The 25,156-nt window shown below is 53.4% G+C and carries 13 protein-coding genes; 6 read left to right on the forward strand and 7 right to left on the reverse strand.

Annotation, left to right across the window (positions count from 1 at the left end):
• Positions 1–4: 4 nt before the first annotated feature.
• On the reverse strand, positions 5–2,194 hold the full coding sequence (locus F0P93_RS26925) for a M28 family peptidase (RefSeq protein ID WP_150880870.1): 2,190 nt from the start codon (positions 2,192–2,194) through the stop codon (positions 5–7).
• A 136-nt stretch (positions 2,195–2,330) separates the two neighbouring features.
• On the opposite strand from F0P93_RS26925, the gene F0P93_RS26930 reads away from it, so the two are divergent.
• Entirely contained in the window at positions 2,331–4,073 is a 1,743-nt protein-coding gene (locus F0P93_RS26930; RefSeq protein WP_150880872.1) for a DUF885 family protein, read from the forward strand.
• A gap of 27 nt (positions 4,074–4,100) precedes the next feature.
• Here F0P93_RS26930 and F0P93_RS26935 read toward each other — a convergent pair whose 3' ends face one another.
• The 3 genes from F0P93_RS26935 to F0P93_RS26945 form a co-directional block, all read right to left on the reverse strand.
• Entirely contained in the window at positions 4,101–6,164 is a 2,064-nt protein-coding gene (locus F0P93_RS26935) for a caspase family protein (RefSeq protein WP_150880874.1), read from the reverse strand.
• 103 nt (positions 6,165–6,267) lie between these two features.
• Complete coding sequence (locus F0P93_RS26940) at positions 6,268–9,738, reverse strand: tetratricopeptide repeat protein (RefSeq protein ID WP_150880876.1); 3,471 nt, start codon at positions 9,736–9,738, stop codon at positions 6,268–6,270.
• 89 nt (positions 9,739–9,827) lie between these two features.
• Entirely contained in the window at positions 9,828–13,412 is a 3,585-nt protein-coding gene (locus F0P93_RS26945; RefSeq protein WP_150880878.1) for a tetratricopeptide repeat protein, read from the reverse strand.
• Positions 13,413–13,476: 64 nt separating this feature from the next.
• On the opposite strand from F0P93_RS26945, the gene F0P93_RS26950 reads away from it, so the two are divergent.
• A complete protein-coding gene (locus F0P93_RS26950; protein ID WP_150880879.1) occupies positions 13,477–16,263 on the forward strand; it encodes a CHAT domain-containing protein in 2,787 nt (928 codons plus the stop codon).
• Here F0P93_RS26950 and F0P93_RS26955 read toward each other — a convergent pair.
• On the reverse strand, positions 16,260–16,955 hold the full coding sequence (locus F0P93_RS26955) for a hypothetical protein (protein ID WP_150880880.1): 696 nt from the start codon (positions 16,953–16,955) through the stop codon (positions 16,260–16,262). The two genes, F0P93_RS26950 and F0P93_RS26955, sit on opposite strands and share 4 nt — an antisense overlap.
• 97 nt (positions 16,956–17,052) lie before the next feature.
• Positions 17,053–17,607 carry an RNA polymerase sigma factor gene (locus F0P93_RS26960; RefSeq protein WP_114409231.1) on the reverse strand — a complete coding sequence of 185 codons (555 nt, stop codon included), beginning with the start codon at positions 17,605–17,607 and terminating at the stop codon, positions 17,053–17,055.
• 190 nt (positions 17,608–17,797) lie between these two features.
• Between F0P93_RS26960 and F0P93_RS26965 the strand changes: the two genes are divergently transcribed.
• The 3 genes from F0P93_RS26965 to F0P93_RS26975 all read left to right on the forward strand — a co-directional run bounded on the left by F0P93_RS26965 (position 17,798) and on the right by F0P93_RS26975 (position 19,663).
• Positions 17,798–17,986 (forward strand): hypothetical protein, encoded by a 189-nt coding sequence (locus F0P93_RS26965; RefSeq protein ID WP_150880881.1) that lies wholly within the window; start codon positions 17,798–17,800, stop codon positions 17,984–17,986.
• A gap of 76 nt (positions 17,987–18,062) precedes the next feature.
• Positions 18,063–19,034 (forward strand): hypothetical protein, encoded by a 972-nt coding sequence (locus F0P93_RS26970; protein WP_150880882.1) that lies wholly within the window; start codon positions 18,063–18,065, stop codon positions 19,032–19,034.
• Complete coding sequence (locus F0P93_RS26975) at positions 19,031–19,663, forward strand: hypothetical protein (protein WP_150880883.1); 633 nt, start codon at positions 19,031–19,033, stop codon at positions 19,661–19,663. The genes F0P93_RS26970 and F0P93_RS26975 overlap by 4 nt, the downstream gene beginning before the upstream one ends.
• Here the strand turns inward: F0P93_RS26975 and F0P93_RS26980 are convergent.
• Positions 19,656–21,248 (reverse strand): tetratricopeptide repeat protein, encoded by a 1,593-nt coding sequence (locus tag F0P93_RS26980; protein ID WP_150880884.1) that lies wholly within the window; start codon positions 21,246–21,248, stop codon positions 19,656–19,658. The two genes, F0P93_RS26975 and F0P93_RS26980, sit on opposite strands and share 8 nt — an antisense overlap.
• 237 nt (positions 21,249–21,485) lie before the next feature.
• Here F0P93_RS26980 and F0P93_RS32085 point away from each other — a divergent pair, with 237 nt between their 5' ends.
• Positions 21,486–25,106, forward strand: coding sequence for a WD40 domain-containing protein (locus F0P93_RS32085; protein ID WP_150880885.1), 3,621 nt, complete (start codon positions 21,486–21,488; stop codon positions 25,104–25,106).
• The last annotated feature ends 50 nt before the right edge of the window (positions 25,107–25,156 follow it).

Here is a 25,156-nt window from a genome sequence, read left to right on the forward strand (position 1 = left end):
ACCGCTATTTTTTCCCTCCGCCCAGGGTCGCCGGATTGCCCGAAGCCATGCCTTCCACCAGCGTTCCCAACCGGTCGCTCAGGGTTTGGATGGCTTTCTTGTAGCGGGATTCCAGATCGGGCAGGTTGGCGGTCGATTTCAGCGACGCTTCGTAGAGCAGGCCCGGCAGCATCCACGACGCATACCCGCTGTTCGGATCTGAAGAAGCATACAACGAGCGATACCACGATCCGAATGCCATGCCTTTGGGGTCGATGAACGACTGTTCCAGTTGGCGCATGGTTTTGTTCAGTTCCGCCAGTTTATCGGTGCGACCCGCCTGTAAATAATTCTGGCGGGCGGTTTCGGCCGCTTCGGCATTCTTTTTCAGATCGACCACCGCTGTCAGCAACGGTTCGATGGAATAGGTCGGCGAATACGCTTTGATGGCTTTTTCGGCGGCTTTCAAATGCGTCGACAGATCGTTGGCGTAGCGCACCAGATCATAGGGCAGCACGTCGGCATTCGCCAGGCGCAGCGTCATGGTTCCCACCACCTGCTCCACCATCGGCCCCATTTTGTAGGTCGGATCGGCAAATTTATCGTAGAAAAACAGGTCGTCGTAGGACGAATGGTAGAGCGTCGGGCCACCCGTTCCGGCGTTCAGCGACGGAATGCCGACGTGCATGTAGGGCGCAATGTGATCCGAACCACCACCCAGGTTGCCGATGACCGGCTCGTTGACGACCGTAGCCGGTGCTGATGAAGCAATGCCAACCGTGCTGCCACCCCGACGACCGCCCTGCCCCAGCCAATGCTCATAGACGGTTTTGTTGGAATCAGGATATTGAACAGCCTGCGTGGCTTCAATCAGAATCTTTTTCAGGGACGGCGACGCGCTGGCTCCGAAATTCCGGCCCGACACGGCAGCATCGTAATTCATGTAGGCAACGGCTTTCTGCGTCAGTTCATCCCGAAACTGCTCCGCCCATTCCGCCGAGCCGATAACGCCGAACTCTTCGGCATCCCAGTGCGCTATTTTGATCGTTCGCCGGGGTTTTTGACCGGTTTTTGCCAGTTTGCCCAACGATTCGGTCAGACTCAGCAACATCGCCGTGCCGCTGTTGGGATCGGTAGCCCCGAACGACCAGGCGTCGTAATGGCACCCGGCAATGATCCATTCGTCGGGAAATTCCGTTCCAACCATTGTTCCAACCACTTCATAAATTCGGGTGATGGCTTTTTCCTGCTTCACCATCAGCCGCACTTTCAGGGCCGAACCGCCTTCCAGACGGTACGTAAACGGCAAACCGCCCTGCCAGCCCGTCGGAACGGCCTTGCTGCCCGTCATGCGTTTCAGAATTTCGGTGGCCGAACCGTACGGAATGGGCGTCACCGGAATGGTGTGCAGGGCAACATCCTTCGGATCGAGCCGTTTGATTTTGGTTTTTCCGTCGATCGGCAACGCGGGTTCGCCGGGCGTCAGCGGGTCGCCGGTGTACGGAACCGTCAGCAACGATCCGCGCTGAATGACGCTCTCGCTGGGTTGCGGTCCTTCCGGAAACGTCAAACCTTTGGTGTAGCCGTTGTCGGCCGGATCGGTGTAAATGATCACCCCGGCAGCTCCGGCGGCCTGGGCAAACAGGGCTTTGTAGCCCCGGAAATTACCGCCATAACGCGCCATGACGATTTTTCCCTGCACCGAAATACCCATTGCCTTCAGTTGCTCGAAGTCTTCCTTGCGTCCGTAGTTGGCGTAAACGATTTCCGCCGTGACGTCGCCCGAACCGGAATAGGCATTCCAGCCCGGCATCAGGCGCGGGTCTTTGGCGTATTTGTCCTCCGCAAAAAGATACTCCCGAATGTTCAGCGGCTGGCGAATGGGTTCTACCAGTTCGACGGCAATTTCGCCCGGACCTTTGGGTAAATAAATGTCGTGCGGGTAAATATCGACCTGCCAGCCCGCTTTCCGCATGGTTTCGGCGATATAGTCCCGAACTTTCTCATTTTCGGGCGTTCCGGCCACGTGGGGCACGCTGCTCAGCATTTCGAGGTGCTTTTTAAAAGCTGCCGACGACTGGTGTTTCTTGAATTCGGCTTCCGCTTTTTCCTCAGTGGCCTGACGAGCGGGGGTAAAACCGGTAAATTTTTGGGCCTGTGCCGCGGTCAGACTCAACGCCAGCCAAAGCACTGAGCAAACGGAGTTGTGTTTCATAGATGAGCAGGTTGTTCAGGTTAACAGGCCTAAAAGTTACAGAATAGTTGGCAAAAATCGTTTTTGGCCGAATATTTTCCGGTTTTTATTATACAATAACTACTTTAGTGAATTGAAACCACCGATGAAACCGTCCATGAAACCACCGTTTACCCGTTCTTTCCTTTCCTTCCTGCTTTTTGTCGGCCCACTGGTGGCATTCGCTCAACCGAATCCGGCGAACGGATTATACCGGCAAACGAGCGATGTTCATCATCTGCTGACGAACTACGAAGCCGATCGGGGCAGTCTCAGCCGGTTTTACACCCTTGAAAATTCGCCCGAACGGCGGGAGCGTTTCAAGACGTTTCATGCTGATTACCTGCGGCAATTGCAGCAACTGGATTTCGACCGGATGAGCACCGACAGCCGGGTGGATTACCTGCTGTTTCAACGCAACCTGAAGAAAGCGCTTCAGGAATTAGCAGACGAAGAACGCGAGGTTAACCAGACCAAAGACTGGTTTCCGTTTGCGGACAAAATCTACGCGCTGGAAAAACTCCGTCGGCGCGGAATGCCGCTGGTGGCCGAGCAGGTGGCTGCGGACCTGAACGCCATTGGAAAACAGATCATCACGGTTCGGAAGGTGGTGGAGAAAACCGAAAAGATCGAACCGGCGCAGGCCCGACGCGCCGAAGGAACCGCCAAAGGCTTGCAGGCTGCCCTGAAAAGCGTCTTTACGTTCTACAACGCCTACGACCCGCAATTTAGCTGGTGGGTGCCCGAACCGTACCGAAAAACCGATAGTCTGTTGACAACCTATACGGCTTTGCTGACCAAAAAAGTCAGAGAGGCCGCGCCGACCAAAGACGACGGCAGCGGTATTTCGGGCATTGCCGTGGGTCGTGAAGAACTGCTCCGGCAGCTTCAGTTTGAACTCATTCCGTATTCGCCGGAAGAACTGATCGACATTGCCAACCGCGAATTTGCGTGGTGCGACCGGGAGTTGCTGAAAGCTTCGCAGGAGATGGGGTTTGGCGCGGACTGGAAAGCCGCTCAGGAAAAAGTCAAAAATACCGCCGTTCCGGCTGGCAAACAGCCTGAACTGATCTTACGGCTGTATGATGAATCCATTGCGTTCCTGAAAAAAAACGACCTGGTGACCATTCCGCCCATCGCCGAAGAAACCTGGCGAATGAACATGATGGCAGCCGCCCGGCAGAAGGTGTCACCGTTCTTTCTGGGGGGCGAATCCATCCTGATTTCGTATCCGACGAACACCATGGAGCACGAGGATAAGCTGATGAGTATGCGGGGCAACAATCCGCACTTTTCGCGCTCGACGGTTCACCACGAACTGATTGCCGGACACCATCTCCAGGGGTTTATGAACAACCGCTATAAGACCTACCGCAATTTCGACACACCCTTCTGGACGGAGGGCTGGGCCTTGTATTGGGAAATGATTCTGTGGGACATGAAGTTTCCGCAGTCGCCCGAAGACCGGATCGGGATGTTGTTCTGGCGGATGCACCGCTGCGCCCGCATCATTTTTTCGCTCAATTACCACCTCGGCAAATGGTCCCCGCAGCAGTGCATCGACTTTCTGGTGGACCGGGTTGGCCACGAGCGGGCTAATGCCGAGGGCGAAGTGCGCCGGTCGTTCGTGGGCGGTTATCCCCCGCTCTACCAACTGGCTTACATGACGGGCGGTTTTCAGTTTTACGGCCTGAAAAAGGAATTCGTGGACAGTAAAAAAATGACCTACAAGCAATTCCACGACGCCATTTTGCAACTCAACGCCATGCCGGTCGAAATGATCCGGGCCATTCTGACCAATCAGAAACTGAGCAAAGATTTCAAGACCTCCTGGCGGTTTTATGAGAAAGACGGGAAGTAAACGGTTTTGTGGTTCAGACAGACAGTCTTACGGCTTTTTCGGAACAATCAGGAAAGGGTAGCTAAATGATCCGATGGTGGTTTCGGGGAACCCGGTTTCGGCAACGGACGACCGGGCCATCACCTGAGCCCGGCCAAACAGGAGTTCCAGCACATTTTTGACGCCCCTCATGCTCAAATTGCCCCGTTCACGCATTTTAATGACATTACGCAAGTCAAATTTTTCGAGGGATGCCAGCACTTTGAACGTTTCGCTTCCGTAGGGCGCAGAAATTGCCACGCGGCTCGGAATGATCAGGCTTTGCTTCGGTTCAAGTCGGTATTGGTCGGGCGTATCGGGCGTGTTTGGTCGGGGAAAAATAACCGACACGATGCCGTCGGGTTGAATGTCGATCACGGAATAATAAACCGGTAAATCGCCGGCATTGATCATGCGCACCGAAATCCACCCCGGCGGCAACGCCAGCAACCCATTCTGAAGAAACGGCTGCCGACTGGTGGTATCGTTGGCGTCGCGGCTTTGGGGTTTGTTGGGAAGGATTTCCATCCGAACGTCGATACCGGGATACGATGGATTGAAATTTTGCAGAAATGTGGCCTGTACATAATCCTGAATCCGGAGACTCACCCTCTCTGCCCCGCCCGGTTCATCCAGTTTTATCAAGTCGCCAAATTGCGTTCCATCAGACATTCGCTTCACGGCCACCCGCGAAAATCCCGCGGAATCGCGCTGGCAGAGTTGCAAGTCGGGCGTCGTCCGGTCAAATTTCACCAGCGGCAGTTTAGCCAATGAAGCCTGCATCTGTTGCCGCAAGGCGGGTCGCTGCAGGCTGTCGAGACTAACCCGAACCGTTAGATCGCCAAAAGTCCGCTCCTGCAGAAACACCCAGTATTCACTCTCCAGACCCGGAGGAAGCGGTTTGGCCAGGTTGATGGTCGTCGAAAACAGCGTACCGGTCGCTACGGTGCCCGAAACGGCCTTCGTAGCCATCGCGGGATTTTGGGTTCCGGCCGGGCAAACGCGGACGGTTGTTCCGGGATAAATCATTTCCAACCGGCCCGCCGGAATGGTCAACTGGCGCCGGTTTTCAGCCATTTCGCTGATCGTGTAATAGGCTTGCTGCTCCACCACCTGCCCTCCAAACAGTTGCCGGTCCACATCCCCTTCCACTTCGGGGTGCTGACTTTTGCCCATGCGCAGCAACTCCGTAACAATCCGGTTGAATAATAACCGGTAGGTCTCCCCCGGCCGAAGGTTCGTCATCGATCGGGTGAACGCGTAGGAGAGTGATCCGGCGGGCATTTTGGTTGCCGTAATGCACTCCTGATTGACTTCATTGGCCCGGGCTGCCGAGATCACGACGTAGGGTGCCATATCGGTCTGGCTGGCGGGGCGGTTGTAGGTCGCAGCCAAAAAAGGGCGCGGTTTTGGCGCAACCGGGGGGGCGGTTTTGGTTTTATGATTTGCCAGATACATCGGCTTTTTGTTGCCTCGCAAGAGGAACGGGCCATCGTTTCCGCGCGTAATGGTGCCGGAATGACAGGCATCAGCAATCAGCAGGACGTCGCCATCGGCCCCCAGTTTGGTACGAAGGCGGTTGATGGATTCGCCCAGGTCTTCATCGCGCAGGTGCTGGCTTCCGTCATACGCTGCAAATTCACCGGTCGTATCGCTCGGTGCGCCGTAACACACGATGGCTTCGTCGAGGGCATCCAGTTCATCGCTGTCATTATCATTAATCTGCTGGCCGTGGCTGGAGAAATGAATGACCACAATATCCCCTTTCTGGCTATGGGCAATCAGGGTGTCTACGGCCGCCAGAATACCTTTCCGGGTCGCTTGGGCGTCGCGCAGCACAACGATGTCCGTAAAATTTTGCCGTTTCAGCGCGCCCTGAATCAGCAACACATCGTTGGCCGAATTGATATCCGGCCAGTCGGTGTTGCCCCGGTTTTTGTTGGTTTCGTTCGGATAGTCGCCAATGGCAACAATGAGGGCGCGTTTGGTCTGGGCCAGCGCGGGCGTCGTTGCCAGCACCAACGCAGCTAAAACCGCCAGAACCGAATACGGGATAAATTGACGAAGATCCATAGAAAAAAGACTTAGGTTGAAAGAACGTATTCAGTGGGTTATTCCGAAAACCGGGCAAAAAGTAACAGGTGCGAACGGCCGAAATGGGTTAAGAGTAGCGGTTTTATTTCTTTTCCGGGCAATAGGTTCGCATCAAGTTCATAAACCCGGTGTCCGGTTTGATGGGATCAAAATCGGGATTGGTCAGAATGACGCTGGCATCGGTGCCGAAGCCTTGTTTAAAGGCTTTCTCCAAGTGGGGTAACGCTTCTTTTGTATTGCCTTGCCGGGCAAACCAGCGGGCGTAGAAATAGGGCGCTTCCCACAGGTTGACCGTGGCTATTTTTTCGAGCCGCTGCCCCCACTGCCAGGCTTCGGCATACCGGTTTTGGCGCAAGAGGGCAACGGCCAGTGTCTGCGTAGCCCGCACGTTGATCGAGTCCATGCGCAGCACGGCCCTTGCTTCGGTTTCACCTGCGACGGCATCACCCGATCGGACCTGAGCTGTAGCTAATAAATTATGGTAATCTATATTATATGGCTTCAACCGAATGGCCTCCTGTAAAGTAGGTATTGCTTTGGCTGGTTGACCCAGATCGATATGAGCTAATCCAATTTGGAACTGATAATTGTCGTTATCACTACCTTCTGGCTTGGTGGCAATTGCTTTCGCGTACCAATGGATAATTTGATCATACTGGTTCCGATCAATAGAAATGTGACCCATAATTGCGTAAGCTATCGCCAGGCGTTCAATCACTTTATGGTCTCGTTGTGCAGCTATTGGATAAGCGGCTGTATCAATGGCAAGCACACGGCTACACATTTCAAAAGCCAAGTCATTCTTTCTGAGCTTATTGTAGTATAACCAGGCCGCTTCAATAGGGTAAGTGGAGTTAGCGCTATCAACGTAAGCGGCTTGGCGGTAAGCTTCGGCCGCTGGTTGATATTGGCCGACAATCTTCTGGATTTTTCCCATAAAAGCCAGTGCCTGGACATTTTTAGGATTCAACCGAATGGCCTCTGTAAAGGCGGCAAGAGCCTCTGGATATTTATTTTGTTTAGCCAGTATTCCACCTCTTAAAAACCATTGAGCATCATCTTTGGGGTTAAGTCTCTGAACCTGTTGACAAAGTGCCAAAGCTTCATCGTCATGATGCCCAACCATTACCAATGTCATAGCTAACTTTAACAGAACTTCCGGCTGATCAGGTATCAGAGCAACGGCCCGGCGATAGATACTTTCTGCTGCAATATATTTTCTATTAGAAAAATAGAGGTTACCTAGCTCTACAGATACATCATCCCCTTCAGTACTCAGCGAGTCGGCCAGTTGAAAGCAATGCCAGGCTTGTAATGTATCGTTTAGGGCTAAATATACCCTACCCAACCTAAATTGGGAACTGGCAAAGGATGGATTGATCAACATCGCTTGTTTAGCAAAAAGCAAAGCGGCAGAATAATTCTTGTTTTCGAACTCAAGGTCATAGCGCACTAGCAATCCGATTAGATTTCCCGGATTCAAGCGTAAACTAACTTGCGAATTTTCATCAGCCCATTGCCTGTCCATAGTTTGTTTGGTCTTTTCGTATCGTCGCAGATAAGCGAAGGCTATCATAGCATGCGAAAGGCCATCGGATGAGTTAAGTCGAAAATAACGCTCATAGGCATCAATACTTTCATTCCATCTTTGCTGTATAAAGTAGTTCAAGCCAATTTCAGCCAGTGCAAAAGCATAGGTCGAGTCCATTTTTAGCAAGTCTCGCGCTATACTGATTGCCTTGTCATGTTGACCAATCTTTCGGTATATGTCAATCTTAGCTGTTTGTATTTCATTTAGCCTTCCTTTATACTGTCTTTCATAACCTTCTATTCCTTTTTGCCGATGAAATTCAGTACGTTTTTCATCTTTTGATTCATGATAAAATTTAGCTAATCCAGCATGGCTCATGGGACTGGAAGCATCAAGTTTCAGGGCTTGTTCATAATACTTTTTGGCCTTACTAAATTGATTTCTTGTCAAATACTGTTCTCCTATTAAATTTAGTACAGCTACGCTGTTCGGCAATAATTCCAGGCATTTTTCCATATATATCATTGAGGAATCGAGCTGCGTTAAAACAAAACTTGTCATACTCATTTCCCAATACGTATACGGCATATTCGGCTCCAATCTAGCCGATTCCCGGAAGCGATTCATAGCCATCAGGGTCAGGCTATCGTTGAATTCGATCCGATTCCTTTTCGTGGTCAACAACCGTTTCCCTTCCAGAAATAATCGCCGGGCTGTCAGGTTCTGAATCAGGTTGTGATTATTCCCCAGCAGCACGATAGAGGTATCGATTTCAGCAATGGCGGAGTCGAGCTGGGCGATAGACGCAGGAAGTTCATATAGCCGAATCTCCTGCAACAGAGGCCGTAGCAACCCTTCCGTGCGAACTTGCAAAGCCGCCACGAGGTTTCGCGTCATCAGACCCCGCAATTTAGCGTTGTTGCGGGCGGGGAGTTGCCGCAGGTAATCCAGTGCCGACTGCCCGGCGGGGTGCAGCAGATGCCGGGCGGTGAGGGCCTGCTCAAACTGCTTATAGACCCGCTGTGTGGTCGAGTCGAGGCCCCGGAGCAGGTCGGCTTCAAAGCCCTTGGTTTGGGTGGCCGTCAGCAGGGAATAGTCGCGGGTTTTGCGCTGTTGATAAACCCGCAACGAGTCGGAATTGACGGTTCCGATGGACATATCGCCCTCGCCACCCAGCAGTTCCGGATGCTGGACGTGGGGTCGGGCGGTTTTGGGAACCGTGGTTTTCAGGTATACCTCCAGTTCCGATTTGGTGACGATACGATCCTTGTCGCTGTCGGCCATGCCCATCAGGCCATCGACCAGGCAGTAGGAAAACAGCCCCCGGCCATTGCCGAATTCAACCCCTTCGATGGCCAGTTCACCCGGCTCACAGGACAGGATTTTGACCTGCCCCGCCCACTCCTTGCCCAGACCCAGCATCGTCCGGCTTTGGCCCACACTTCCGCCCATCAGCGCAAACGCCCCCGACCGGCAGGCATCGGCCACAAATACCACCTCGGCCCCGGCTGCGGTTAGTTCGTCGAGCCAGCGTTTCATCTCCCGCAGGTAGCACTTGTCAAACGTTGCGTTATAGTCCTGGCGGGAAGCTCCGTAGAGCATCAGCATGGCGTTTTCGGCACTGTCGGTTCGGGTTTCGATGTCACCGTGTCCGGCAAAATAGACATACACCCGATCACCGGTTTTCACCTTTTTTTTGACCGTTGTCAGGGCGTCGGTCAGGTTGATCAACGTAGCCTGCCGGTTGATCAGCGTCTCGACCTGCGACGCGGGTACGCCCGCCGACCGGACGAGGTAATCGGCAAAAACGAGCGCATCCCGGTCCGCAAACCGCAGCGACGGCAGGAACTGGTAGGTCGAAATTCCCACCACCACACCGTAGGCCGTCGTGCCGACGCCAGATGCTGTCTGAGTCGTCTCGGCCTTGCCGCCCCGGTTGGTAGACGGTGGCTGGGCGAAGACGGAAGTAATTAAGAGCCAAAAAATAAAGGATTGAAGGAGCAGAGAAAGTCGGGTGAGCATAGCGCAAATGCTGGTCTTTTTTGATTATTCCGTTGGTGCTTAAGAATGTAACAAAACCACAAAATTGATTTTACGCTGAATCAAACGCCTTACTCCACCAGCACAAAAGCCGCCCACTTGAACGGTTCCTTCGGATACCGGCTCCGCATCTGGCTTTGGGCATAGTCGTAAGCTGCGGGGACAGAGCCTTTTTCGAGTAGTTGACCGTAAAAGAGGGTCATGTATTCGGCGGTTTCCTGGTCAGACACCCGCCAGAGGCTCATCAGCAGATACCGCGCTCCGGCCATCTTCACGGCCCGTTGCAGGCCATAAACTCCCTCGCTGCCCTTCACCTGCCCCAGCCCCGTTTCGCAGGCGCTCAACACCACCAGTTCGGTGCCGCGCAGGTTCAGGTTCGACAGTTCGTAAGCGGTCAGAATGCCGTCATCGACGCCCTCGATGGGCGTCCCCCCTTTCCAGACGTAGTTGGCTCCGGCCATCACCAGCCCCGACCGCAGCAACGGATTCTCCGAAAACTGAAACCGGTTGCGTTCGTCGCTAACGAGCGCTATTCCGTCGGCTTTGGGTTTGGGCAGATCGGGAAAGAAAAAACCGTGGGTGGCAATGTGCAGGATTTTCGGCGAGTGACCCGACAACGCTTTTACACTGCCTTCCGTAGCGGTTTCTTTGGTTAGGTAAGTAGTTTGAGTAGGGGGCAGTATCCGGCGCAGGTTATCCACTTCGGCCTGGGTGCCGGGCAAATAATCCCAGGTGCCGGAGCGGGTCGCTTCGCGCAGGGCCAGTCGCTGCTGAACCTCCTTCAGACGGGTCTGCCGAACCAACCCCACACTGTCGGCATCGTAGGTAATGCCGCCGTAGAGACTGGTTTTGAGGGTATTTTTAGCCAGCGGCTGCTCGGTTTGGGCTGTACGCAAGGCTACCACGCGGGTGCTGCCCACCTGCCGAATCCGGAAGCGGTCGGCCATGCGCTGGCTGGTGTCGGCGGGGTTGGGCAGGGCCGCCAGCGCGATTTGGTGCAGCCGCCCGGCGGGGGAAACAAATACGGTTTTGACGCCCTGTAAGAGGGAATCGAGCGGTTGCCAGATAAGTCGCGAAAGGGCGAGTCCTTTTCCTAATTGAGCGCTACCGTTGCCGGTTTCGGCCACACCGCCCCGGTACAACCCATTGATGTCGGAAGGAGATGCGGTTCCGGCAGTGAGCAATTGATCAAATTGTCGTTGCTCGCCCAAAAACACGAACTTGGGTTGGGTATAACCGGGTCTCAGCACCAGAGCGGCATAAAGAGTGCTGTCGGTCGGGCGTTTATGGTAATATCGAAAGGAAACGAACTCGATGGCGACTTCATCGGGCTTGAGAGCTTGCTGAATCTGGGGCCATTCTATGCGCAAGGAAGTGAAGGCCTGGCCGTATTCGGGCAAACGCAAAACGAGTTGCTGCTCTAAGTCGGCGGCTTTACGCTGGAGCGAATCTACGCCCTGTTGCTTGGTTAAGGGTAGTGTGAGCTGGCGGTTTAGAATTATTTTGGTACTTCTGAGTTGACTATCAATACGGATGGTTACACTGTCTTTGGTTTGAGTGAGGAGAGTATTCAGTAATTGAGAAGCCATTAGGCCCATGCCTTTGCTAAGTAGGGCGTCGTTATAATTTTGTCCGAGTAGAACCGTATTCTTTTTAGGTGATTCAAATCCGAGGGAGTAAACCGCTTCTGAAAAATCAAGTTTTTCTTGAAACTGAACCAATCCTGACTCATTGAGCATATATACGTTTTGAAGAAGCTGAACTTTATATCGCTGCTGTGCTTCTAAAATCATTGGGATCGCTAGCTCATATTGTTCCATTGATTTATATACCAATGCCAAACGAAGGAGCGAACTAATGTAAGTTGGATGAGCCCTATCTACTGCTTTTTCAAGAATATTTTTCGACTCTTCAAAATTTATTCTTGCTTTTTCAAATTCACCTAACATAACATACGAAGTACCTATAATTCTCAATGTCTCAGCGTAGAGCGGATGGCCCTTACCCACCACTTTTACAATAATAGGAAGGGCCTCTTTCAATACAGGCACTGTTTCTTCGTAATAACCATAGGCTTGAAATAACATAACAAATTTTATCAGCGCTAATGTGTACTGAAAACTATTGGACAGATCGGGTATGTTTTTTGCGAGTGTGCGAAAATCCTCAAAAAGATGCAACGATTCATCATCTTGCCCCATGTATCCTTGCAGTAAGCCCAAATCTGCTAGCACCATAGCATAGTCAGGATGTAATTTACTTAACGCTCTTTCCCTAATCGTTAAACATTCCTTTAAAATTGGAATAGCTTTTTCATTCTGACCGATGATTTGATAAAAATCAGCCAAATTAAACAGCACATCAGCATACCTATTATTTAATTTCCCTAATGAGTTTTCAACAATAGATAAGGATTCCAGATAAAATGGCAAAACTTTCTCATATTGCCCCATCTCTACGTGCATCTTCGCCAAATTAAACAGCGAAACTGCATAGTTGATATGATTTTGCCCAAGTTTACTTTTAATAATTATCCGGGCATTTTCGTAGAGATCTGTTGCTTTTTCAAATTGATACGTCTTGACATAAATGCCGGCCAGATTACCCATTGCACTAGCCAAAACAAGGCTGTCTTTTCCCGCTACGCGCTTCACAATAGCCAGAGATTCTTCTGCTAATCCGATCCCTTTCTTATAATTATCCAGGTTAACGTTTATTACAGCTACTAAATTCAGGGTAGTGGCATAGTCAATATGCTCCTTGCCAAAATTTTTATATCTGATTTCTAACGCTTCCGTCGCGAACGTCAGCGCTTCTTGATATTGACCCATACTCCGGGCGAGCGCAGCTATATTTGTCAGGATCATCGCGTAATTCGGATGAAGTTTTCCCGACAGTTGCTCCTGAATTTTCAGAGACTCTTTATACAATGGCAAAGCTTTGTTAAACTGTCCGGTTTGCTCATACGATAAAGCGAGGTTATTTAGATCAGCGGCATAGTCAGCATTCATCTTACCAACTGTTCTAAGACGGACATCCAGAATTTTCTCAGCGACGGGTACTGCGCTCAAGAAGAGACGCCTGTTTACTAAAGTGGTTAATTGCGAGGTTAGCGTATCCAAATCCACGCGTCGTCCCTTTTCAAACCAGAATTTATGATTTACACCATCTTTATTCCAAACTTGTGCCAGCCCTTCCATTAACCCATTTTTATAGGAAATAACTGAACTCGGACCACCACTGGGATACCAGGTGTAGGTAGTGTCTTGTTCTTTCTTCAAGTAAATAGTTGAAAGTCTGCTCCGGTTTCCATTCGGATAATACCAGATACAAATCCCCTCCATTATTTCCTCTGGGATTATTTGAACCATTTTCCCTTCCCACTGCTTTGAACCAGAACGGTAAAAATCACGGGTTATACCGATGGGCTTGCCCGCTTTGTTAAAAGAAATTAGACGATAATAAGCGATACTGTCCGGCAGAGCTGTTTCTTTCCAGGTTTTCGTATAAGTAATAACCCAATTACCTACACGTTGTCCAGCAGCATTACGCAAATTTGGAGCAGATGGAATGGGCGGGTCAATCTGAGCCTGCACCAGCAGCGGTAGCAACAAAAAAAGAAGTCCGAATCGACCTGACAGAGAAAGTGTTGGCATACAAACAGGAATTTCATCTATATTCGCTAATTCGGTGAAATAGTAACATCAAAACCCGTTTTTTTTGATCCGCCATTCTTTTCTGCCGCTCCGAGCCTGGCTGCTGCTTTTACTCGCCCCGCTGGGGATGCTCCCTGCCCTGGCGCAGTCGGCAGAGGCTCTGCAACGGGAGGGCAACGCCATCTACCGCACCGGGCCCGCCAAAGCCCTCCGGCTCTTCGGGCAGGCGCGGCAACTGGCGCTCCGGCACAAACAACCCGACCGGGTCGCCAATATTCTCGTAGACGAGGCCACGGTGTATAATGTGATGTACGACAACTACCCCCAGGCCACCACGATTTGCCGGGCCGGTCTTCAACTTAGCCCGCTGGCCGACAGCACCCGGTTTAAACTCTGGGCCAGTTTGGGTGAGTTGTACCACCTGCGAAACCGCCCCGACTCGCTGAACTGGTTCTGGCAACGCGCCAACGCCCTGCTGACGGCCCGGCACGCCCTCGAACGGGAAACACCTGCCTACGTAGCTGTATTCTGGAGTAACCAGGGTATGGCTTACCTGGAACAAGGCGACTACCGACGGGCTGAAACCTGTTTTCAGAAACGGCTCCTGCTACTGGCCAACCAGAATACCCTTACCCGTCAGGCCATCGCTGAAAATCAGTTCGCTTATTTCTACCTCCAAACAAACCAGCCTGCTCTCGCTGACTCGCTCTTTCGCGCATCGCTACAACATTACACCGCTCCGGATCTCACGCGGGGATGGTTACTGCTGGGTCTGATTGAGTGTCGATTACACCAAAAGCGGACCGATTCGGTCTTGCTGTTCGTGCGTGAAGCGAGGCAATGCGTACGACGCGCGGGGGCCGATGGAGCCGAACTGGCTGCTTACCTCAATCAGTCCCTGGGTAAGTACCGGGAACAAAAAAACCAGCTAGTTGAGGCCGAGGGTTTGTTTGCCCGGTCGTTGGTAATGAGCCAACGGCTGGCGGCATCGTACCGGTTACAGTGGCGTGGTTTGATGGCGATGAGTCGGATTGCCCGGCAGCAGAACGACCTGCCCGGCGCACTGGCCTTTGCCCAGCGGGCTATCCAGCAGGCCAGCATCCGGTTTCAAAGCGCCGACCTGAGCCAGAATCCCGCCCCCGGTGATTTTTTAAATGGACCTGACCTCTTCGAATCGCTCTGTCAGAAAGCCCGCTTGCTCCGATCGGCGCGTGAAATCCCCAACCACCTGCGCCTGGCCGACCAAACTTTTGAGCGGGCCTTTGCCCTCAGCGACCTGTTGCAGGGGTCATACAGTTCAGAACTGACCAAATTATTTGTGCAGGAAAAACTCCGCCCAGCCTATCGCGAAGCCGTCGCTGTCGCCTACGCCCGTTACCGGCAGCAGCCCGACCCCGCCACGCTCGCAACCTTGCTGCACCGGCAGGAACAGGGCAACGCGTCGGTTTTGCACGAACTGCTCCAAACATTGCAAAAACCGTATGCCAACGCGCCCCCGCACCTGATTGAAGCTCTGCAACAGGCCAAAAGCCGGTTATCGGAGGCCAAAACCGTCTGGGTCGAACGCAATCAGGCGGGTATACCGCAATCCATTGATCCTGACCTGGTCAACGCCGAACTGGCCTGGAGCCGCGCCTACCAGAAGCTACAGCCCTACAGTCGGCATCTCCCCACGCAACCCAATGAACTAAAGCACCTGCAAAGCCGCCTGGATCGCCAAACCGCCTTCTTACAGTACAGCCTTACGCCCGACTCGCTGCTGCTGACGGTGGTGAAGGCGAATACGGTTCGGGTGCAGTTGTTGCCCATTAGCGGAGCCGACCTGAACCGGCTGAGTGTCCTCCTCCGGCGCGAAGCCTACCGCAATCCCGACCCGTTTCAATACGCCGGTCAGGCCACGGCGCGGGCCTTGTTCGAGCGGCTCCTGGGTCCCGTCTGGACGGATTTACAAGGCATCACCCGACTGATGATCGTGCGCGACGGGCCGCTGCACTACGTTCCCTTTGAGGTGCTGGAAACGGGCCTTCGCCCGGATGATTACCTGCTGCGCTATGCTGCCATCACCTACGCGTACGCGATGAACCGGGTAGCCGAAGGCCAGGGATCTCGCCCGGACGGGAATCCATCGGTGCTGAGTATGGCGCCATTTGCCGTAACAAAAACCGCCCTGGCAACCGTTCGGCAATGGGGCTACGAACCCCTGGCGGGGTCAGATGTTGAAGCCGAGGTGTTGTCGGGAACCCATTCAACGGCAAACAACGCCAGCAAAAGCACTTTTCTGGCCCTGCTTCCCCAGCACCAGTTGCTGCACCTGGCCACCCATGCCGAAGCCAGCGATACCGACCCCGGTAATTCCAACATTGCGTTTTTCCCCGCCGATTCGTCGCACCGGCTCTATGCCCACGAACTGGATTTACTGGATTTGCGGCACATCCGGTTGGCGGTGCTGAGTGCCTGCCGCACCGGAAGCGGCCAATTCCACGAGGGCGAAGGACTCCTGAGCCTCAGCCGGGCTTTCGCTTCTGCCGGTTGCCCGCAGGTGATTACCTCGCTCTGGAATGCCAACGACGGTACCACGGCGACCCTGACACGACTGTTTTATGAAGAACTCCGGCGCGGCCAACCGACGGATGTAGCCCTGCAACAGGCCAAGCTCCGGTTTCTGATGATGCAGGCGACGGCAGGCGCATTTACCCCACCGCATTTTTGGGCTCACCTGATCCTGATGGGCAACCACCAGCCCGTTTACCCCGGCCCGTCCGGGTGGCCCTGGGGCTGGCTGGGGATGGGCATTACGGTTTTTCTGGGTTTTACTACGTATATACTATACCGTTACTATCGATTACGCTAAGGTGCCAGTTTTTTCCAGCGAATTTGCCACCAGACCTTCCAGCGATCGGTTCGATTGATGGGATACACCGGCTCCCCCGACTGGTCGAGCAACTGAAACGTCGCATCGGCATTGTCGGGCTGGTTGTTGAGAAGATACGCGTTCAGCAGGTGCCACTGCACCGCCTGCCGGAAATACGGCCGCAGGCTGTCAGCCCGCGACAGCGTCTCCAGCGAGGGAATGGCCATTTCGGGTTGCCCATTGGCCAGAAACGCCTGCGCATCGAAAAAGTCGCGGTAAAACGCCCGCTGCCGGGGGGTCAGGTCGGTCTCCTGCAAATCGTCGCCCGACGCCCGGTAGCGTTGGGTTAGCGTCACGTCGTCGCGGTAGCTTTGCAGATCAACCCGGTCGAAAGTCAGGTACGCCAGTCCCAACCCGATCAAAACCATTCCGCTCACCACGACCCGCCCCAGGCGCCACCGGCGGAGTGGCTGGCGGTGCGCCAATTCGTGCCGGACGGTTTTCCGAACGGTATGTTCCAAACTTAAGATCCTCAGGGCCTCATCGGCGGTTTGCAGCCGGAGAGCGGTTTCCCGGAAGTCGGCATCGCGGGCCAGTTCCTGTTCAAAAACCAGCCGCTCGGCATCCGGTAATTTGTTCTGGTAGTAGGCTTCGATCCATTCCCATTGTTGTACTTGATCGGTTGGTCGCATAACAGATGTGGTTTGTGGGGAGCGGGCCGAAGCCCATGCTCCTGGTGTTTTTAGTCAATCATCCGTTCGGAATCAGAACGGTTTCGGTACGGGCAAATCACTCAGCCCGACCGTTTTTTTTGCGCAGGATTTCACCCAGTCGCAGCATACAGCGGTATTTCCGCACTTTAGCCGCTTCCATCGTGATCTCCAGCAGGCGGGCAATCTCTTCCATGGAATAGCCCTCCCAGTAAAACAGTTTGAGTAGTCGCTGGCAGGCCTGACCCAGCCGCGCCAGAGCCTCTTCCAGATCCGGGAGCCGACGGTCTTCGGTGAATGCGTCGCTGGTCCGGTTTTCATCAAGATCGCCGGGTACGACCACCGACCGTCTTTGCAGCGTTCTCAGCCATTTATTCCGCACAATGGTCGTCGCATACGCATCCAGCGCTACATCGGGCCGAACCTGATAGCTGCCCGACCGGACCTGCTGCCAAACAGCCAGCACCGTATCCTGCACCACATCATCAACATCCGAACGGGTTCCGCTGTTGCCCAGCACCATGCGCCGGGCAATCACGTTGACCCGCCGGGTTAGCAGGCGGATCGCACCGGCCAGTCGGCGCGGGTCGTCTGAGCAGAGGTCTTCGTAGAGCTTTTGGTCCTGGCTGGTCATGCGGCAGCGAATTGGGTTTCACACACCTATTCCGCGATAGCCGAGGAATGTAACATTTTTTTCAGGCGGGTTGTGATTTTTTTTTCGAAGCCGGGCATACACCCTCGAAACCCTGCTTCGAAAGCTTTTAGCGGACGTCCCGGAGCCGGTTTTCACCAACCAATAAACGACCCGTAAAAGGGTATCGGCTATGCAAAAAAAGACCAAAGCTTCGGCTATGGGCTGGATGGGCATGTGCGGATTGGTGGTGATGCTGGCGATGAGTGCCTGCGAATCGGTGGCGGTTGAACCCGCTCCGGCCGAAACGCAGCCCACTGTCCGCGTGACTTCCGCCGACGAAGACCCACCAGACCGACCTGGCAAGCCGCCCGGGCGGTAAAAACCAGCCGCCACATTACGGGAGTGTAATGTGGTGGCTTTTTCTTTACTTTGTGGCTTAATCGCTCCTGTTTCTGATGGCTGCCCCCCCGCGCACTCCCGACGACCTCCCGCTGTATCTATCACAGATCGAACCCGTTATTGCTCAGACCCTGGCGACTGACTTTGCCCATTTGCCGGAAACAGCTATCGACCTGATTACGGGCAAGACGCTTGAGACGGCGCTCCACATCCGGCGCGTGGCCACCAAACAGCGGCTGCACCAGGCCGCTTTTGCGCAGCGGCTGACCCGGGAGCAGGCGCAGGTCTGGCTGGCCGTACACGGTACATCCCGAAAGCAGGCGGAAGCCATGAACCAGATCATGGCCGAAAATCAGGCCACCGTCCAGCGGTTTTTAGGGGCCTACACCTTTCGGACCACCGACCAGCAACAAGAGGTTCTGAACGACAGTTTCAGGGTGTTTTTTGAAATGATCGCCAACCAAAAACCGGTGGTGGCCCTCATCTCAACCGTCGTGAAGGGAATTGCCCGCTATAAGGCCCTAAAACAATTGGGCATCAATCGAAAAGATTCGTGGCAATGGCTCGAAACAACCTATGAATCGGATGGAGACGACGACATCGGAACCTTCGACTACCCCGTCCCACCCGATGACAGTCAGGAACCAGACAGTGTCGATCTTCACCTGCGGTTCGAAGAGGTTGTCCGGGAAAATACAACACCAGGTCGACCCGATGAGGAAAGACCCCTCCTCAAACGAATTGACTATGCCGAACTCCAGCGCTCCATTGCTGATTGTTTCAAGAAGTTACAGGACCGACGGCAATTGTTGCTTCGGCTCAAATACGCATTCTGGAAAGGCTATGACAAAGGGCCGCTAAGCGACGAACAGATAGACAGCAGTTTCGACAAACTAAGCATGGAACAAATCGCCGAACTGGCAGGCTACAAGGATTCCCGAATGGCTACCTCAAGACTATATGAGACCCGGCAAAAGATTTATGATTGCCTGAAAAGCAAACTTAACATTACCCCTTCAGCCCAATGATTACGGACGAAAATAAATGGACCTTTATCGAGGCATTCCTGGCCGGAAAACTTGATGCGTCGGCGCAAGCCCTGGTCCGGCAGAAGATGGACGAGGACCCGGTTTTTCGAACCGATGTGCTGATTCAACAGGCGCTTAACCGCGAAATCGAAGCGCAGAAACAGGCCGAAGACCGCGAAATCGTAGCGCAGTTCATGGCGAACCGGCCGAAGCGAGGCATCGTGAAGCCGCTGCCGGTACCGATTTGGCGACAAACCTGGTTCCGGGCCGCAGCCGTCCTCGTTCTGGTGGTGGGCTTAGGCTGGCTGGCCTACAACAACCGCGCTCCGGAAATGCTGGCGGTTGAAATTCCATATGACCAACGAGACTTTGGGATGGCAACTGACAGCTCAGTTAACCGAACGACTTTTTCGGTTGAATTCAACAGCCGGGGGCCGTCGGGGGGCGAATACAGCAGCGGTGAAGGCCGTATCCAGCTTTTCCTGCCTGAGCTGCCTGCCGATGCAAAACAATGGATTCTGAGCGATCGGCGTGAGGGCGACTATTTGCTCAGAACGCCCCAGGGAAAATCCTACCAGCTTGATAAACAAACCTCTGGCGAACGAAAACCGCTTTCACCGATTAATTAGTTTCGGCCGCCACCCAGCCCGCCAGCCGACTGTCGCGGTATTCCAGAAAAAGCCACCGTTTGGCACTCCGAAATCCGTAGAAAACCGTGTTCCGGGCACCGGCGATAACGGTCGCCGGTGCCCCATACCGTTTTAGCTGACTGGCCGGACTACCGATGGCGAATCCTTTCAGTGCCAGTCGGCTGCTTTTCAAGACCCGGTGCATCCGCACTGTCGGCGACGAATTCCTGGTTGGCTCGTCGGCAATCGGCAGCAAGTAGCTGGTCAGCGAGTCGGTTCGGGCGATCCGGGCGGCCTTTGAAACGCCGGGGAGTTGTTCCATCGGCGGAAGTTTGGGCAAATTCTTCGGATCTGGCCAGGCCGGAATGGGCGTCTGTTTCTCCGATTTTGCATCCCGGTCCCGAACGAAGCCGTCCAGCCACTGTTTCCAGCCGGGTTGCAGACCTTTTTCAAAATACGACAGATTTTCGGCTGCCCGAAAAGCCCCCTGTGTTACCGCCAGCTTGAACGACTTCCTGGCTTCGTCAGTCTGACCGAGGTCGGCCTGAACGATGCCCAACATCAGATGGGCATTGGCCGACAGCGGTTTCTGCAAATTGGCCAGCGTTTGCCGGGCCTCGCCGGAATTGTTGAGCAGATACTCCGCAATGGACAGGTTGAGCCCGGCCGTCTGGTGCGTGGGTTGTTCCGACAAAGCGATTCGGAAAAGGGTCCGGGCTTCGGTCAACAGTTGCCGAAACGGCAATGAGCGATCGCGTCGCAGCACGGTCAGCAGCCGGTTATCGCTATCGAATTCGACCGGAAATTTAAACCGCAGCCGGGGATTTTCCGTTTCTAGAGGCATCAGGGCCAGCGCCTGATTGAGTTTGATTGCTCCCAGATTGTTGCGCGTTGCAGCACTCGGATACCGTTTGATTAACCCGACAAAAGCATTGCTGGCGGATTCATAATCGCGCAAAAGGTAACTGATTTCGCCGACCTCGAACAGTTGCGCCAGTTCCCGTACCCGGTCGGTGGTGTCGGCCACCATTTTTAAGCGTTGCTGCTTGCTGAGATACCCCGTCAATTGACCGGGTACGAAAGCGTCGTAAAACCGGGTATAGACTTCCGGGGCCAGTGAAAAAGCATCGTAGCCCGACAGATAAGCCATAAATACCCCCGAACGATCGGCGAGGGCTTCCTGATTTTCGAACGAATTGGGGTTGCTGTTTGGCACTTCCAACGGCGAAAAGAATTCCTTTTTACTGCCGTGCCGATACTGAAAATGACCCAGTTCATGCCCCAGCAAACAGGCCAGTGCCGCATCGGCATCGGCACCAAAGCCCCCGCAGAGCGACAGCACATCGTCACCCAGTTCGATTCGGGTCGGATTGTCGGGTCGGTATCTCAACCGGCCTTCGACACCGGTTTGTCGCCGTGGCAGAAGCTTCAGCACGGGCGCATCGGGCGGATTGCCAATGGTCCGGAGCAGCCGGGCATAAACGCGGTGCATCAAAACCGTTTGATCGACCGGTTTTTTCGGGGGTGATACGGGAAAAAGCAGGCTAACTGCCAGTACAAAGTGCATGAAAAAGGGCTGGCCCATGTGAAAACGGTTTTTTTTCGGCGAACCTGTTACATTTCTTTATTCCGCAAGAATAACCAAATGTAACACCCGCCACACCACGGTTTTCCGATTTTATCCATATCCATTGAAACACCCCCCGGTTTCGGTCTCTACGAAGCCGGGGGGTGGATCGATTGGCAGAATTCAATTCATTTTTATCTTGTAGCGTATTTCCACCCAACGGACGCCCAACCTGAATCTTACCAACTAAGCACTATGAAACGCCTGATTCTGCTCATTCTGTTTTTATATCTTGTGCTGGCTCCGCTCATCACGTACAGCCAAAAACCGGAGCTAGTGGTGCCGGTTGGGCATACGGATAATTCTATTTCACATGCCTTTTCACCGGATGGAAGGTATGTACTGACTGGATCAATGGACAACACCATGAAGCTGTGGGAGGTTAGCAGCGGAAAGCTACTGCATAATTTTGAAGGACATTTAAATCCGGTATCATCCATTGCTTTCTCTCCCGATGGTCGCTTTGCTCTTTCCGGATCAATGGACAACACCATGAAGTTGTGGGAGGTTAGCAGCGGCCGATTGGTGCACAATTTTTATACCCACTCAAATGGCGTTTTTTTTAACGTTTCCTCCATTGCTTTTTCCCCCGATGGGCGATATGCCCTGTCCGGATCATGGGATAATACGATGGAACTGTGGGAGGTCAAAAGCGGCCGATTCCTGCATATATTTAAGGGTCATACTCAAGAGATAAATATAGTAGCTTTTTCGCCCGATGGGCGATATGCATTGTCTGGATCAAGCGACCGGACTTTGAAGCTATGGGATGTGAGCAGTGGAAATATCATTCGTAATTTTGAAGGCCATTCAGATAAAGTTACTTCAATGGCTTTCTCAACCGACGGTCGTTTTGTTGTATCCGGATCAGGTGACAAAACCCTCAAAATCTGGGACATTGATACAGGCAAACCAATTCACACTTTTTATGGACATACGGATGATGTAACTTATGTTGCTTTCTCACCCGATGGTCGCCATATACTGTCTGCATCAGCAGAGAATTTATTTTTATGGGAAGTGAACAGTGGGAAGTTACTACACACTAACATAAAATATGCGGGTTTGGCAACCTCCAGGATTCTTTGGCCGGATGTCCACTATGACTCGTCTTCATTCTACAGAAATTTAAAATCTTGGCAAATCAACAGTGAACGGTTATACCGCAGTTTTCAGGGCAATTCGAAGAAAATTGAATTCGTGGCTTTCTCCCCTGATGGTCGCCATATCTTGGCCGGATCAGGGAAGGAGGATGATAATCTGAAGATTTGGGAGGTGAACAGTGGACGACTAATTCGTAGTTTCGGGAGCAATTCAAGCGAGATTCAGTCCATCGCGATCTCCCCCGATAGTCGCTTTGCTCTGACCGGATTACGGGACAGTACTTTCAAAATCTGGGACATTAATACGGGTAAACCGATTCACACTTTTACTGGACATACAGGTAGAGTTAGATCCGTAAATTTCTCCCCTAATGGTCGTTATGCCCTGTCCGGATCATGGGATAATACGATGAAGCTGTGGGACATTAATACGGGTAAACCAATTCACACTTTTAAAGGTCATAAGGATGGGGTTAATTCTGTAGCTTTCTCCCCCAATGGTCGCCATGTCTTGTCCGGATCAGGTCACGACTCCTTAAAGCTTTGGGATGTGAGCAGTGGCCAGTTAATTCGCAGTTTTGAGCAAACCCAAATCTCTTTAAGTCAGACACCAATAGCATTCTCCCCCGATGGTCGCCATATACTGTCTTCATCACATGGTGGACGTCTAAAGCTATGGGATGTAAATAGTGGCCAGTTAATTCGTAGTTTTGAGGGCCATTCTAACAAAATTAGCTCGGTTGCTTTCTCCCCCAATAGTCACTATGCCTTATCGGGATCAAATGATAAAACTCTCAAAATGTGGGAAGTTAACACCGGCAAACCGATTCACACTTTTAGTCATTCAGGGATTGTAACAACTGTTTGCTTTTCACCCGACGGTCGTTTTATTCTGTCTGGATCATGGGACAAAACGCTCAAAATCTGGAACGTAGTCACAGGCAAAGAAATCGCTACCCTCATCGCTGTCGACTCCACCGATTGGGTTGTCACAACCCCTGCCGGGCTGTTCGATGCCTCGCCGGGAGCCATGGACCTCATGCACTACGTGGTCAACGACTACACGGACCAGAATGAACCCTGGAAAGTGATTGAACTCAATCAACTCAAACAACGCTACTACCAACCGGGTTTACTGCCTATTTTGATGGGTTTTAGTCAAGAACCGCTCCGTCAGGTGCCCGCATTTGAGAATGTTAATCTACCACCCAGCATCCAGCTTTCTCTGAAAGGCGAAGCTCTTACGGTCAAACTCATAAACCGCAGGGGTGGTATTGGCCGGATTGCCGTCTTTATCAACGGAGCCGAGGTGGTTGACGATTTACGCGCCAATCCGCAGCGTGATGTCAACCAGAATGTCCTCACGCTCACCCTGCCGCTGACCCGGTTTGCCAATCGATTCGATATGCTGAACACCATCCGGGTGGTGGCCGCCAACGGAGCAAACTGGCTCAACAGCCGCCCCGCCGAAATCAGGTACCGGACTGGTGGTACGACAAGGGGAGGCATAGCCGAAAAGCCATCATCGCCGGGCGTTCGCAAAACCGCGCGGCTGCGGGCCGTGGTGGTCGGCACGTCCAACGTCGGACTGCACTTTGCCCATACCGATGCCGAGCAGATTGCGAATGGTCTGCAACTGGCCGCCACCGAACTGCTCGGCCCGACGAATGTAAGCGTGCAACGGCTCGTTACCAAGCCGGGCGCACCACCCCAGTCCACCAAAGCCGACATTGTAAAAGCGTTGGAAGCCGCCCAGAAAACCCGGCCGGAGGATCTGTTTGTACTACACCTGTCGGGCCATGCCATCAACTACGGCGGGCAGGATGGCGATTTGTATTACCTCACCGCCGGGGCCACCTCGGCCGACGCCAGTTACCTCACCGATCCCGCTATCCGACAGACCTACGCCCTGTCGAGTCAGGAGCTGACCCAGTTTCTCAACCTAATCCCGGCCCGGAAGAAGCTCCTGATTCTGGATGTGTGCGCGGCTGGAAAAGGCGCAGAGAAGCTGCTCGTCGCGGCCCGTGACATTCCCGCCAGCCAGATCCGGGCACTGGATCGACTCCAGGAGCGAACCGGTTTTTACGTGCTGGCCGGTTCGGCGGCTGATGCCGTCAGCTACGAAGCCAGCGTGTATGGGCAGGGGTTACTCACCTACGCCCTCCTGAAAGGCTTGCGGGGTGCGGCCCTGCGCCGGGAAGGTTCCGAGGAGTTCGTGGACGTAGAAAAGTGGCTGGGCTACGCCGTGGAGCAGGTTCCGCTGCTGGCCAAAGGCATTGGTGGTATCCAGCAGCCGTTCTACCGGGGAATTCAGAACCAGCGCAGTTTCGATGTGGGGCGGGTGACGGAGGAGGTGAAAGCTAAAATCCGGATATCCGAACCCAAACCGGTACTGCTGGTCAGAAGCTTTCAGGAAGAAACGCAGTTTGACGACGTGCTGGATTTGAAGAACAAGGTCGAAAATGCCCTGAACGACCTGATCGCCACGCGGGGCGCCGACGCGCCGGTGCTCACGATGGAGGCCAAAGACTATCCGGGAGCTTACACCCTGAGCGGTCGCTACACGCTGCGGGGCGAGGAGATTTCGGTGTCGTGTAAAGTATTTAGGGCCACCGTTGCGGTGGGCGAATTTGTGGTAACGGGGACAAAAAGCAAGCTACCCGAGCTGGCGCAGTCGGTGCTGACCCGGGCGCAGGCCCTGGTGAAACCGTGAGGAGTCCCGGGCTTTCCCGGGTTAACTGGCGGGCGTGACGTGTAGGCAAA

The organism is Larkinella humicola (assembly GCF_008727875.1).
Lineage (GTDB): Bacteria > Bacteroidota > Bacteroidia > Cytophagales > Spirosomataceae > Larkinella > Larkinella humicola.